The sequence below is a fragment of the Deinococcus aquaedulcis genome (genome assembly GCF_019693445.1).
GTDB classification, from domain to species: domain Bacteria; phylum Deinococcota; class Deinococci; order Deinococcales; family Deinococcaceae; genus Deinococcus; species Deinococcus aquaedulcis.
The window spans coordinates 1-13,211 of the sequence record NZ_JAHRBL010000039.1 but is presented as its reverse complement, the minus strand read 5'-3'; the positions used below and the strand labels follow the sequence as shown (position 1 = coordinate 13,211).

The 13,211-nt window shown below is 70.1% G+C and carries 12 protein-coding genes; 7 read left to right on the top strand and 5 right to left on the bottom strand.

Annotated elements, in window-relative coordinates:
* Positions 1-363: 363 nt before the first annotated feature.
* From csaB to KMW22_RS18920, 4 genes are all read right to left on the bottom strand, one after another.
* A complete protein-coding gene (gene csaB / locus KMW22_RS18935; RefSeq protein ID WP_221091582.1) occupies positions 364-1,335 on the bottom strand; it encodes a polysaccharide pyruvyl transferase CsaB in 972 nt (323 codons plus the stop codon).
* Positions 1,332-3,188 (bottom strand): DUF5693 family protein, encoded by a 1,857-nt coding sequence (locus KMW22_RS18930; RefSeq protein WP_328774765.1) that lies wholly within the window; start codon positions 3,186-3,188, stop codon positions 1,332-1,334. Before KMW22_RS18930 ends, csaB begins: the two co-directional genes overlap by 4 nt.
* Positions 3,189-3,424: 236 nt before the next feature.
* Positions 3,425-4,024: a uridine kinase gene (gene udk, locus KMW22_RS18925; protein WP_235693141.1), complete on the bottom strand. Its 600-nt coding sequence runs from the start codon at positions 4,022-4,024 to the stop codon at positions 3,425-3,427.
* Between the two features lie 11 nt (positions 4,025-4,035).
* Complete coding sequence (locus tag KMW22_RS18920) at positions 4,036-5,070, bottom strand: Glu/Leu/Phe/Val dehydrogenase family protein (RefSeq protein WP_221091580.1); 1,035 nt, start codon at positions 5,068-5,070, stop codon at positions 4,036-4,038.
* 285 nt (positions 5,071-5,355) lie between these two features.
* Between KMW22_RS18920 and KMW22_RS18915 the strand changes: the two genes are divergently transcribed.
* On the top strand, positions 5,356-6,876 hold the full coding sequence (locus tag KMW22_RS18915) for an E3 binding domain-containing protein (RefSeq protein ID WP_221091579.1): 1,521 nt from the start codon (positions 5,356-5,358) through the stop codon (positions 6,874-6,876).
* Positions 6,877-6,981: 105 nt separating this feature from the next.
* Here the strand turns inward: KMW22_RS18915 and ahbA are convergent, their stop codons facing one another.
* On the bottom strand, positions 6,982-8,055 hold the full coding sequence (ahbA, locus tag KMW22_RS18910; protein ID WP_221091578.1) for a siroheme decarboxylase subunit alpha: 1,074 nt from the start codon (positions 8,053-8,055) through the stop codon (positions 6,982-6,984).
* A gap of 95 nt (positions 8,056-8,150) precedes the next feature.
* Here ahbA and KMW22_RS18905 point away from each other — a divergent pair, with 95 nt between their 5' ends.
* From KMW22_RS18905 to KMW22_RS18880, 6 genes are all read left to right on the top strand, one after another.
* Complete coding sequence (locus KMW22_RS18905; RefSeq protein ID WP_221091577.1) at positions 8,151-8,447, top strand: Lrp/AsnC ligand binding domain-containing protein; 297 nt, start codon at positions 8,151-8,153, stop codon at positions 8,445-8,447.
* Between the two features lie 118 nt (positions 8,448-8,565).
* Positions 8,566-9,483 (top strand): ABC transporter substrate-binding protein, encoded by a 918-nt coding sequence (locus KMW22_RS18900; RefSeq protein ID WP_221091576.1) that lies wholly within the window; start codon positions 8,566-8,568, stop codon positions 9,481-9,483.
* The gene (locus KMW22_RS18895) at positions 9,480-10,628 is read left to right on the top strand and encodes an ABC transporter permease (protein ID WP_328774764.1); all 1,149 of its coding nucleotides are present in this window, start codon (positions 9,480-9,482) and stop codon (positions 10,626-10,628) included. The genes KMW22_RS18900 and KMW22_RS18895 overlap by 4 nt, the downstream gene beginning before the upstream one ends.
* Positions 10,625-11,557, top strand: a complete 933-nt coding sequence (locus KMW22_RS18890) for an ABC transporter ATP-binding protein (protein ID WP_221091575.1) — start codon at positions 10,625-10,627, stop codon at positions 11,555-11,557. Before KMW22_RS18895 ends, KMW22_RS18890 begins: the two co-directional genes overlap by 4 nt.
* On the top strand, positions 11,554-12,276 hold the full coding sequence (locus KMW22_RS18885) for an ABC transporter permease (protein WP_407928460.1): 723 nt from the start codon (positions 11,554-11,556) through the stop codon (positions 12,274-12,276). Before KMW22_RS18890 ends, KMW22_RS18885 begins: the two co-directional genes overlap by 4 nt.
* Before the next feature lie 247 nt (positions 12,277-12,523).
* Complete coding sequence (locus KMW22_RS18880; RefSeq protein WP_221091574.1) at positions 12,524-13,036, top strand: CarD family transcriptional regulator; 513 nt, start codon at positions 12,524-12,526, stop codon at positions 13,034-13,036.
* The last annotated feature ends 175 nt before the right edge of the window (positions 13,037-13,211 follow it).

The window sequence follows — 13,211 nt, the reverse complement described above, 5'->3', positions numbered from 1 at the left end:
CCAACGATCACGCTCGTCGGCGGTTGAGGCTTGGCGTTGACGACGCAGCAGTTCGTCTTCATCTAAGTGCTTCAGAGGAATGATCGCTTTGATACACTAACTATACTTCAAATTTGTATGATACGGCTTCCGGATGATCCGCGACCGCCTCTGCACTTCGGTGCGTCCACACCTCTCCGTCCCCGTTCTACCTTCTCTGCTGCAGAGCTCTGCAAGCCCCTCCAGTCGGGTTCTTCTGTTCTTCAAGAGCGGAAGAACCCGACTCCTGATGAGCGACTTGTCCCGCTGCGGCACTGTGTTCGGCGGAACCAGCAAGGCGCGGGACGCCAGGGCTGTTCCCCGCGTCCCGCGCCCTGCTTCCCGCTACCTCCCCAGCGCCCGGCTAAAACTCTGCGCCGCGCGCAGGCGCATGTCCTCCACCGCGTTCCAGTCGGGCAGCACGCGGCGAAGGGCCTGGTCGGCCACCTGGTCGGGATTCAGGGCGATGGGGTGGCTGGCGGCGCCTGCATCGGCGCAGAAGCCCTGCACCTTAGGGTCGTAGGCAATGCCCGAAAAGGGCGTGCCGCTGGCCGCCGCCAGAATCACCGCGTGCAGGCGCACGCCGATGACAAAGCCGCTGCCCGCAATGGTGTCCAGGGCCACCTGGGGATCGCGGGTGCTGAGCACCTCGTCAGCCCCCAGGCTGTGGGCCGCCTCGTCGTCGTGGTCGGGCATAAAGCTCAGGGCGATCACGTGACGCCCGCCGGCCTTCAGCTGCGCCACCACCCCGCGCAGGCGCTCGGTGGCCTCGGTCACGTCGCCGCGTGGGGCCACCACCACCCGCTGCAGGTCACGCGTCACGCCGGGCGTGGGCGAGAGCAGCAGCGCCGGGTCGCCGCCCAGTTCGGCGCGCACCCCCAGGGTGGCCAGGGTGTCCACGCTGCCCTGGTCGCGCACGATCACCGTCACGCCCCGGAGAGCCGCCGCCACCTTGCGCCCGCCCTGGGGGCTGAGGGGGCCCACGCTCTGGTTGAACACCACCACGCGCTTTCTCAGCACCTTTGCCAGGCGGATCACCGCCAGGTAATAGGTCAGGGTGCGCGCGCTCGTCTTGTCCTGCAGCAGGCCGCCGCCGCCTGAAAACAGCACCTCCGAGCGCCGCAGGGCCCGCAGCACCGCGCCGGGCTGCATGCGCGGCTCGCTTTCGCAGTCGTACAGGCGCGCCGTGTCCTCCGGGGTGTTGGACAGCAGCAGCGGCGCGGCGCCGTACTTGCGCAGCTCGCGCGTGATCGCCAGGGCAATCGCCTCGTCGCCCGTGTTGCCAAAGCCGTAGTACCCGCTGACCGTGACCCTCATGCCTGCACCGGCCGGGGGCGCTGGCCCCAGGTTTGCCACAGCCGCAGGGCCGCTTTCACGGCCCAGATGGCCACCAGACCAGCAATGAGGCCCGCACCCAGCCCCAGGAAGCAGCGCTGGGCGCTGATCAGCAGCGGCGTGTGAAAGTGCGAGAAGGTGTTGAGAATGCTGGCCTGCCCCACCACGCCGCCCAGAATCAGCAGGGCGCTGAAGTACCCCGGCAGCACGCCGCTCAGGCCCACCAGGGCCAGCGGGTGCCCAGCGAGTTCCTTGAAGCGCGGGCGCACGAGGCTGTCTTGCAGGTCCTGGCGCAGCTTGGCTTCGGTGTCACTCACGCTGGCCCCGGTGGCGTTGCCCCGGCGTAGGAACACCAGCGCGAACACCGCCAGCCCCAGGCCCATGACCACCACGTCGCCCAGCTTGATGGGCGCGTTGTAGATGTCGCGGGCGGTCTGGCGCAGGTCCTGGCGCGGCAGGAAGCTCAGGGCCACCAGCACCAGGGGCAGCAGCAGGGTCAGGCCCACGCCCCGGAACGGTTCCAGGCCCAGCACGCTGTCCTTGTTGGCCCCCAGCGCCGAAACAAACAGCACCCCGGCGAGGCTCAGGCCCGTGGCCAGAAACCAGTCGGTGACGCGGTGGCGGCGCAGCACCAGCCCCAGCGCCGGAAAGGTCACGGCGGCGATCAGGGCGGTACTGGCAAAGGGGTCAAGCTTGTTCAGTGCAAAGGCTAGCGCCGCCGTGCCGGCCGCCGCCAGCAGCCCCAGGCGGGGCAGCGGCAGGCTCAGGCCCAGCAGCAGCAGCGCCGCCAGCGGGCCCAGCAGGCTCAGGGCGCGCAGCAGGCTGTTTTCCTCAAAGGGAGCAATCACCGGCTGCGTCACCCGCACGCCAGAGGCCTGCAGCAGCTGGGTGGTGCGGGTCAGCAGGGCCTCGGTTTCATTAATGGTGGGGTAGGGGCGCAGGTACAGCAGGCGCATGGAGCGCTCGCGCGCCGCGAGGTTGTACTTGCTGGCCAGGGTCGCGGGGTCCAGGCGGTTTTGCCACGACGGGTTCACGCTGAAGGTGCGCGCCGCACCGTGCGTGGCGACCAGGGTGTCCAGGCCCCTTTGCGGGTTGCCTTCAATCAGGGCCGGCAGGCGCCCCCCCAGGCGTTCGTTGATCTTGGCCAGCAGCTCAGGCGTGCGCGCGCCAATCACCTCGTCGCCGTTGAACAGCACGAACGGCACGTCGGGCCAGTCGGCGCCGGGTTCGCGCAGGGCGTCGTCGGCGTAGGGGCGGTACACCACAGTCAGGCCCCGCGCCTGCAGGCGAGACAGCAGTTCGCGGTTGGGGCCGGTGGGCAGGAAGGTGGGGTCGGTGGGCCACTCCACCCAGGTCTGGCCCCCAAACTGCACCGTGCGGGTAGGAATGGTGTAGCGCGCGGGCAGGGCCTCAGCCGCGCCCGGCACCACCGAACGCAGGTAGACGTTCTGGGCTTTGACCGGGGCGCCCGGCACATCGGCCAGCAGGTCGGCGCCGGTTTTCAGAATCACCTCGCCGCGCTGCACGAGGTTGCCAATCACGTCCTCGTACAGTCCCACCCCGTTCACGCCCAGCTTCTGGTAGCGCGAAAGCAGGGCTTCGGGGTCCAGGCCAAAGCGGCGGGCCTGCGCGGCCACCGCCGGGTAATCCATGACCAGCGCGGCCGTTTTCTGCGACTGCTCGTGGGTCACGCGCGCGTAGGCCAGCAGCACAGTGGGAATCAGGGACAGCAGCAGCACGCCCAGCAGCAGGGGCGTCCACGGGTGCCGCGTGGCGGGCGGCAATTCCGGGCCGGGCGGCCGGGGCGCAGAGGGGGCAGGGGCGGGCTGGGTCACAGGCACATCCTAAAGGTCGGGTGAAAGGGGCGGGAGGCGCGGGGCTTTCTGGGCAGCACATCATGATGCCCGCCGCATCCGGCAGCAGGCATCCATCCAAAGGCGCGGGCAGGGGCAGCGGGGCGCCCAGAGTGCCGTGGGGAGGCCGGTCTCCCCTGGGGCCAGGGGCCCGCCAAGGCCAACGTTGACGCCGCCACCCCCCTTCTACCGGCTTGAGGGCTGGCGGCGGCCCCCTGTCAGATCGTGGTGCGGATGCGGGCGGCCAGCATGTCCAGCGCGGGCTCGTTCATGCCGCCGTGCGGAATGATCACGTCGGCGTAGCGCTTGGTGGGCTCCACGAAGCTCAGGTGCATGGGGCGCACGTATTCCAGGTACTGCTCTATGACGCTCTGGGGCGTGCGGCCACGCTCCTGGGTGTCGCGCAGCAGGCGGCGGATAAAGCGCACGTCGGCGTCGGCGTCCACAAACACCTTCAGGTGCATTCGCTCGCGCAGTTCCTCGTCGTACAGGGCAAAAAAGCCCTCCAGCACGACCACGGGCGCGGGCAGCACCGTGCTGGTCTGCGCCGAGCGGGTGTGCTGGGTAAAGTCGTACTCCGGCATGGCGATGGGCACACCCGAGAGCAGGGCGTCCACATGCTCGCGCAGCAGCGCCCAGTCGAAGGCGGCGGGGTGGTCGTAGTTGGTTTTCAGCCGCGCTTCAAAGGGAATGTCGTCCTGGTTGCGGTAGTAGTTGTCCTGATTCAGCACCGCCACGCCCTGCTGGCCCACGGTTTCAATCACCCGGCGGGTCACGGTGGTCTTGCCGCTGCCCGAGCCCCCGGCCACGCCAATCATGAAAGGCCCGCTCACGCGCGGCCCCCCAGGCTGCCAATCAGGTCAATGCGCCGCTCGGCCATGCGCCGGGCCACCACATGCGGGGCCTTGCCGTACTGTTCGGCCGCGTGGGTAATGCGGCCCACCGTCTGGTACACGCGCTCGGCGGCCTGGTTCATATCCAGTCCCGTGGCCGCCGAGATCAGGCCAGCCGAGTTAATCGCAAAGTCGGGCATGTACACGATGCCGGCTTCCTTCACCGCCGCCTCGCCCCGGCGGCTCATGGGGTGGTGTTCGCCGCCCGCAATCAGGCGGCACTGCAGCCGGGGCACGTCCTCACTGCGAATGGAGTGGCCGTAGCCGCACGGCGCCAGAATGTCGCAGGGGGTGTCCAGCAACTCCTGATAGCCCACCACCGTCACGTCGTCCAGGTCATCGGCCAGGGCCTCGGCGCGCTCGGGGCGGGCGTCGGCGATGGTCAGGCGGGCGCCTTCGCGGTGCAGGTGCGCAGCCAGGGCCCGCCCCACGGCGCCCACGCCCAGGACCGCCACCCGCACGCCGCGCATGCTCTCCGAGCCCAGGGCAAAACGCGCCGCCGCCTTCATGCCCCGGTACACGCCGTAGCCGGTCACGCTGCTGGTGTCGGTGTGCATGCCCAGCGTGGAGCCGGTTTCCTGCGCCACAAAGGCGATATCGGCCGGGCTCACGCCAATGTCCTCGGTCAGCACCACGCGCGACTCCATGGGCCGCACCTGCCGCCCCAGCGCCCGGAACAGGGCTTCTCTGGCGTGCGGGTCGTCCATGCCGCATTCGGGGGTCAGCAGCACGCAGGCGCCGCCGCCGTAGTTCAGGCCGGCCAGGGCCGCTTTCAGGGTCAGGCTCTCGGACAGGGCCAGGGCGCCGCGCACGGCAAAGTCCTCGTCCTGATCGCGCAGGCGCACCCCCGCAATGGCCGGCCCCAGCACCGTGGAGTGCACGGCCAGGGCCGCGCGCAGGCCGCTGGGCGCGTGGTGAAGCAGCGTCAGCGCCTCGTGCCCGCGCGACCCCATCTCTTCGAGTATCTGCATAGTCTTTCGCTCCTGCTGAGGCGCCGCTCGCTGCTGGGCAGGGGGCGCGTCAAACGCCCCGTAGGGTACCACCCGCGCCCAAAGGCACACAGGGACACGCGGCACACCCCCCACCGAGGGACGCGGCATGAACGCCACATGAAAGAAGGCTGTCAGAGCTGGGCAGGCACCCTAACAGACATGCTGAGGTTGGAAGCGCTGCTCTGGGCCCCGTGCGGGCGCCCACGGCGCGCCCCGCTGCCATGCCCGCGTCCCTTACAATGGGCCGCACAAAGGGGGAAATGAATGGAACGGATTGCGCCGCTTGCCAAGGTTCTGGCAGAAGCGAACGGGATTGACTGGCAGAAGATTCAAGGCTCCGGTGCAGGCGGCCAGATCGTGGAACAGGACATCCTGAATTACCTGTCCCGCGTCATGTCCGGCGAGGAAGATCCGCCCGACACCCCGGTGGACCTGCCCCCGCCCGACTGGAACGGCGAAGAAGTGCCCAGCGCCGCCATGCTGAATCAGGCCGGCATGAACGCCGACATGCTCAGCCGCGCGGGCGTGGACACCGACCTGACGGCCTTTGTGGAGCAGACCCGTACGGCCTCGCCCGAGGTGCCGGCCACCCCGGCCCCCAGCAACCTCGACGAGGACACCGAGTTCGAACTGGACGACGAGCCCGAGGTGACCCCGGCGGCAGCGGCCCCGGCCCCCATGCCCGAGCCCATCCCCGCGCCCGTGGCCCCGGCCGTGAGCGCCCCGATGCCCGAGCCGGTGATGCCCGCCGCGCAGGCGCCCATGCCCGAGCCCGCCCCGGCGCCGGTCACGCCGCCCCCCGCCGCGCCCGCCGCTGCTGGCGGCCTGAGCAGCCTGCTCTCGCGCCTGTATCAGAAGCCCGCACAGCCCGAAGCGGCCCAGCCGGCCCCCACCCCGGAACCCGTGGCGCCCGTGGCCCCAGCCCCTACACCGGCCCCTGTGGCCGCCGCGCCCGCTGCCCCCGCCCCGGTGATCGAAACGCCGGCCCCCATGCCCGAGCCCACCCCGGCCTTCCAGCCTGTGGCTGCCCAGGCCGAGGTCGCACAGCCCGAGCCGGTCCACACGCCCGAGCCCACCCCGGCCCCCGTCGTTGAGGCCCCGGCGCCTGTGGTCAGCGAGCCTGTCATCAGTGAGCCTGTGGTCGCCGCGCCCGCCGTGGCCGAGCCCGAGCCGGTGGTGGATACTCCCCCCGCGCCCGTGGCCGAACCGGCCCCCATGCCCGAGCCGGTGGCCGCGCCCACCATGCCCGAAGTGGCGGCCCAGCCCGAGCCCGCCGCCCAGCCCGCCCCCATGCCGGCCCCCGTTTCCGCGCCCACTGGCACCCCCGCTGGCAGCGTGTGGTTCGGCGCCTACCTGCGCCGCAGCGCCGATGTCGCCGCCCTGCACGATCTGCGCGGTCAGGTCAGCCGCGCGCTGTCGAGCGAACTGCCCCTGGGTCTGCTGGTGGCCCGCGCCGCGCAGCGCCACGCCGACACCCTGGGCCTGAGCAGCGTGGCCCTGGACGGTCAGGGTCGCACCCACACGGTGGGCAGCGGCAGCCTGCGCGACGCCGTGGCCGCTCTGGACACCACCTTTGACGGCACGCCTGACCTGCTGGTGGTGGACGCCGCCGCCCTGGACTTGGACGACCTGCACTACCCCCAGACTGTGACCCTCAGCGTGGGGCGCAGCGAGGGCGGACGCGCCACCCTGAGCCTGAACGGCGACGTGGACACCACCCGCGCCGCACAGTTCCTGGCCCAGGTGGCCGCCACCCTGGAACAGCCCATCCTGCTGGTGCTGTAAGAGCCCACGAAAAAGCCGCCCCAGTACGGGGCGGCTTTTTTGTGAGCGGACGTGGGGAGGAGGGCGTGGGCCGTAGGAAAACACACCCGCTGCCCACGCGCCGCCTTAGGCTTCGGTACCCAGGTACTCCTTCGCCCAGGCGTAGAACTCGGGCTTGTAGAACTCCAGGCGAATCTTCTTGTATTCCTTGGTGGAGTACAGGATGGCGTGGTCGATGCCGGGGGCCACCTCTTCCTCAATGGCCTTGATCTTGCCAAAGGCCTCTTCCTTGGAGCGGCCGTGCACCATGGTGAAGATGGTGTAGGGCCACTCCGGGTAGGTGGGCCGCAGGTAGCAGTGCGAGACCGCCTTGAACTCGGCCATCTGGCGGCCCACTTCTGCCACCTGCTCCTGGGGCACGGCCCACACGCCCATGGCGTTGAAGGTAAAGCCAGCCTTCTGGTGTCGGAACACCGCCGACACGCGGCGCAGGGCGCCGGCCGCCTTCATCTTTTCGGCGTGGGCGGCCACCTCGTCAATGCTCAGGCCCAGGGCGGCGCAGGCCTCGGCATAGGGCTCTTCGGTGACCGGCAGATCCTTCTGGAATTCCAGCACAAAGGCCCGGTCCAGGTCGGTCACCTGATAGCCGATGTTGCGCTGCTCAGAGGTGTACTGGGGCTTGGCCTTGGCGTTCCAGTCCTCCTTGCCGGTCATGTCGAATTCCACGCCAATCTTGAACAGGTGCAGGGTGGGCATCAGGCGGGTGAGGCGCGCGCCGCTCAGCTCGTGCAGTTTCTGCACGTGGGCTTCGAGGTTGCTCTCGGGCGGCACGGCAATCGTGTACCACAGGTTGAAATCGTGGTTGCGCTTGTAGTTGTGGCTCACGCCGGGGTGGGTGTTCACGACTTCGGCGCCCGCGTCAAGGTGGTTTTCGTCGTACACGGCGGCCACGAGGCTGCTCTGGTAGCCCAGGGTGCGCGTGTCGAAAATGGCGCTGACCTGCCGCAGCACGCCCTCGGCCTTCACTTCACGCAGAATGGCCAGCGCCTCGGCCTCGCTAAGCCCCACTTCCTCGGCCAGCCGGGCATAGGGCCGCTGCACGATTGGAATATCGCGCTGAATGCGGTTGAGCAGCTGTTCACGCGCGCTGGGTTCAGGCGCATGCGCGGCCTGCGGGGTGGGGGCGGCGGGGGCGGTCATGTCTGCACAATAGCGGCCCCGGCAGCGGCGAAACGTCCCCGAACGAACGGTCAGGCGGGTGCGCGTGCCCCCCGGCGGAGCGCACAATGGCAGGCATGGTCACAGCCATCGTGATGGTCCAAGCAGAGCGGCAGCGCATTCCCGAAACGGCCGAGGCCCTGGCCGGCGTGCCCGGCGTGCGCGAGGTGTACTCCGTGACCGGCGAGTGGGACATCGTGGCGATTCTGAAACTCTCGCGCTACGAGGATCTGGACGACGTGGTCACCGCCGGACTGCGCCGCGTGGAAGGCATCACCCGCACCCAGACCATGCTGGCGTTCCGCACCTATAACGAGGCGCTGCTGGACCAGGGCTTCGGCGTCGGTCTGGACGAGGGCCAGCAGCAGCGCTGAAAGCCCCTGACAGCAGAACCCCACCACCCTCTTAACAAACCCTTCATCTGCCCGCCGCCGCTGAGCTTTGTGAGCTGCCGCACCCGTCGGCCACCGCCAGGGCAGGTACGGTGGCCCCATGATCCCCACATCTCTGAAAGGCGCCGCGTTCCTTCTGGGGCTGGCGCTGCTGGGCACCGCCGCCGCCAAGCCCATCGTGGTGGGCAGCAAGCTGGACCCCGAAGCGCAGATTCTGGGCCAGATGATCCTGCTGACCCTGAAAAATGCGGGGCTAGAGGTCACGGACCGCACCACCCTGGGGGACACGGGGGTCAACCGCAAGGCCATTCTGGCCGGCGAGATTGACGTGTACCCCGAATACACCGGCAACGCGGTGTACCTGTTTCCGCAGGCCAAGATCACGGCCAAGCAGGCGGGCAACCCCGGCACCATCTACGGCCTGGCGCGGCAGCTGGATAGCAAGAACGGCATCACGTGGCTGCGGCCCGCCAACGTGAACAACACCTGGGTGATCGCCGTACCACAGGCGCTGGCCCAGCGTGCCAAGCTGAGCAGTGTGGCGGATCTCGCCAAGTACCTGAACGGCGGCGGCACCTTCAAGATTGCGGGCAGCCCCGAATTCTTCAACCGCCCCGACACCATGCCCGCCTTTGAAGCGGCCTACGGCTTCAAGCTGCGCGCCGACCAGAAACTGGTGCTGGCCGGGGCCACGCCGCCCCAGACCCAGCAGGCCGCCGCCAGCGGCACCAGCGGCGTGAACGCGGCGATGGCCTACGGCACCGACGGCACCCTGAGCGCCCTGAAACTGGTGGCCCTCAAAGACCCCAGGGGCGCGCAGGCGGTCTACCAGCCCGCGCCGATCATCCGCACCGCCACCCTGAAGGCCAACCCGCAGATTGAGGGCCTGCTGAACAAGACCTTCGCCGGGCTGACCCAGGCCACCCTGCAGGGCCTGAACGCCAAGGTGGCCCTGGAAGGCCGCACCGCGCAGGACGTGGCGCGCGAGTACCTGCGGAGCAAGGGCCTGATCCGTTGACCGCCCCCCACCGGGGCGCCCCCCGGGACGTCAGACTGGTCCTGTGGCTGGGCGCCCTGCCCATGCTGGCGGGCGCGTGGCTGCCCTGGGTGCTGCTGCGCCCCAACCGGCTGGCCCCGGGCGAGCCCCTGCGGCTGGACCCGGGTTGGCTTTTGGGGGCCGCCGCGCTGGCCCTGCTGCCGGCCCTGGTGGGCCACTGGCGCCGGGGCTGGGTGTGGCCCGCCGCCACTGCTGCCCTGGCGCTGGGGATCTGGCTGCTGGGCCAGGAAACGGCCGCCGCGCTGGTGGGGCAGGCGCCCTTTGCCCGGGCCAGCGCTTCCAGCGGGGTGTGGCTGTACCTGCTGGGAGCCGGCATCGCCCTCTTCGGCGCGGCGCAGGCCTCTCCAGAGCGGCGCTGGGTGGGCTGGGTCTGGCTGGGCCCGCTGCTGGCCGCCGCGCTCAGCGGGCACCTGAACGCGTGGTCCGTGGTGGTGGAAGGCCGCAGCGAGGGCGCGCGCTGGGTGCAGGAACTCGGGCAGCACCTGCGGCTGGTGGGCACGGCGCTAGGGCTGGCCACCCTGCTGGGCACGCCCCTGGCCATCTGGGCCGCCGACCGACCCCGGGTGGCGGGTGCCGCGCTGGGGCTCAGCAGCGGGCTGCAGACCCTGCCCAGCCTCGCCCTGCTGGGGCTGCTGATTGCGCCGCTTTCCGCTCTGGCGGACGCGGTGCCCGCCCTGCGCGCCGCTGGCCTCAGCGGGATTGGGATCAGTCCGGCCCTGACCGCACTGACCCTGTACGCTCTGCTGCCGGTGGTGCGCGGCGGCCTGCTGGGACTGCAGGGGGTTCCTGCGGGGGTACTGGACGCGGCACGCGGCATGGGCATGACCCGGACGCAGCGCCTGTGGCGGGTGCAGGCCCCGCTGGCTCTGCCGCTGTGGCTGGGTGGGCTGCGGCAGGCGGCGGTGGTGCTGATCGGGGTGGCGGCGGTGGCGGCGCTGATTGGCGCTGGCGGCCTGGGCACCTACATTTTCAAGGGCCTGCAAAGCGCGGCCAGTGACCTGATTCTGCTGGGTGCTGTGCCCGCCGCGCTGCTGGCCGTGGCCGTGGACGCGGGACTGCGGCGCCTGGAAGGCTGGCTGGGCACCCGCCTGGGGAGGGCCGAGTGATTGAGTTACAGGACCTCGAAAAAACCTACAACGGGGTCAGCGCAGTGCGCGCCCTGAACCTGACGGTGCTGGAAGGCGAACTGGTGGCGCTGCTGGGACCGTCGGGTTGCGGCAAGACCACGACCCTGCGCATGATCAACCGGCTCATTGAACCCACGGGGGGCCGGGTGCTGCTGGCCGGGCAGGACACCCGGCGCCTGAAGCCTGAAACCCTGCGGCGGGGCATGGGCTACGTGATTCAGCAGATTGGGCTTTTTCCGCACCTGGACGTGGCACAGAACGTGGCCACGGTGCCCGCGCTGCTGGGCCATGATCGCCGCGCCACCCAGGCCCGGGTGGATGAGCTGCTGGCCCTGGTGGGCCTGGACCCCGGCACCTTCCGGCACAAGCGCCCGGCTGAACTCTCGGGCGGGCAGGCGCAGCGGGTGGGGGTGGCGCGCGCTCTGGCCGCCGATCCCCCGGTCCTGCTGATGGACGAGCCCTTCGGCGCCCTGGACCCTCTGGCCCGCGAGCGGCTGCAGGCGGCCTTCCGCGACATCCAGCGCCGCCTGCGCAAGACGGTGGTGATGGTTACCCACGACATTGACGAGGCGCTGCGTCTCGCGGACCGCGTGGCCCTGATGTGGGAGGGCACCCTGGTCCAGTACGGCCCACCCGACGACCTGATTCACCGCCCGGCCAACGACTTCGTGCGCCAGTTTCTGGGCGAGGACGCTGCGCTGCGCCAGCTGGCGGGCCAGCCGGTCTCGGCCTTTCTGCGCCCTGGCCCGGCGGCTCCCGGTGGCCCGGCCGTGGACGCCGCCCTGAACGCCCGCAGCGCCCTGAGCGTGATGCTGCGTGAGGGTCAGGACGTCCTGACTGTGACCCAGCAGGGCCAGCCTGTGGGCACCGTGCACTGGACCGACCTGCGGGCCAGGACCCCCCGGTGAGGCCGCGCCCGCCCTGGGGCGCGCTGCTGTGGCCCGCGCTGCTGGCGCTGTGCCTATGGCCCGGGGTTATGCCCCGGCTGCTGAACCCCCTGGGCGTGGGCGAGCTGGGCCCCCTGGACCCGCCGCTGTGGCGCCAGACGCTGACACACCTGGGTCTGGTGGGCGCCGCCACGCTGCTGGTGGAGGCCCTGGGCCTGCCGCTGGCGGTCGCGGTCACACGCCCCGGCTGGGCTGCCCCCCGGCAGCTCACCGAGGCCCTGGTGGGTCTGGGGCAGACGGTGCCCACCTTCGCCATCCTGGCGCTGGCGGTGCCCGCGCTGGGCTTCGGCTGGGCCCCCACGCTGCTGGGGCTGGTGCTGTATGGCCTGGGCCCGGTGGTGGGGCAGGCGATTCTGGGGCTGCAGGGGGTGAGCCCTGGGGTGCTGGACGCCGCGCGTGGCATGGGCATGTCCGGGGCGCAGCGCCTGTGGCGGGTGGAGTTGCCGCTGGCTGCCCCCGTGCTGCTCTCAGGGCTGCGCACCAGCGTGGTGTACAACGTGGGCACCGCCACGGTGGGGGCGGCGCTGGGCGCAGGCGGTCTGGGCGAGCCCATCATTGGCGGCCTTTCACAGCAGAACACAGCGCTGGTACTGGCCGGGGCGCTGCCAGCGGCCTTGCTGGCCCTCACGCTGGACGCCTGGCTGGCGCTGGCCGGGCCACCTGCGGGGCGTCAACTGTGACAGAGGTGAAATTTCAACCGACCTGCGGTACACTCGGGCGTATGCAGCGCCGCTGGTCTTCTGTCCTCTGGTCGGCATCCCTGCAGCTTCACCCCCTGGTTTCATCCTGCCCTTAACGCGGTCCAGCCCTGTCGCTGGGCCGCTTCTGTTTGGGAATGAACCGGCGCTTTCCTGCCCCCGCACCCCCGTGTGAGGTCTGAACCGCCCCCGCTGGCCCCTCTCTCCGGCCGCCTCCAGAGGTGACACCTTGAAGCAGACTGCTTTTCAGCCCGGTGACCGCGTTGTTCTTCCTCCTTACGGCATAGGCGTGGTGCGCGGCACCTGCCTGCGTCCCGTGGCCGGTGAAGCCCACGCCTACTATCAGGTGGAATTCCCCAACACCGCCAGTCAGGCGTTCGTGCCCGTGGCCTCGCCCGACGGCGCGGGCATGCGCGCGGCGCTCACCGCCCACGACATGCCTGCCCTGCTGGAGTCCCTGAAGACCAGCCGCCTGAACCTGCCCCGGCAGTGGGCCGCGCGCCACCGCCGCGTCACCGAGATCCTGGTCAGCGGCAATCCGTTTGAACTGGCGATCCTCACCTGCGAACTGCGGCGCTGGAACGTGGAGCGCGGCCTGCCTGATCTGGATCGGCAGGCCTTCCGCCGCGCCATCAAGCTGCTGGAGCAGGAGGTCAGCGGTCTGCAGGACCCAGGCGCCCAGGACGTGCAGTTACTGCTTTCACATGCCTGGAACGAGAACCCCCAGCACCTGAGTTCATAACAGCGCAAAAGGCTGATTGCGCCGCCACGGACGCAATCAGCCCTTTTAGAACGCAACAACAGAACAGCGCCCCCGGTTTCCCGGGGGCGCTGTGAGGGGCAAGACAGAAGAAGAGGTACGCTGAGAAAGGAGGTGATCCAACCGCACCTTCCGGTACAGTTACCTTGTTACGACT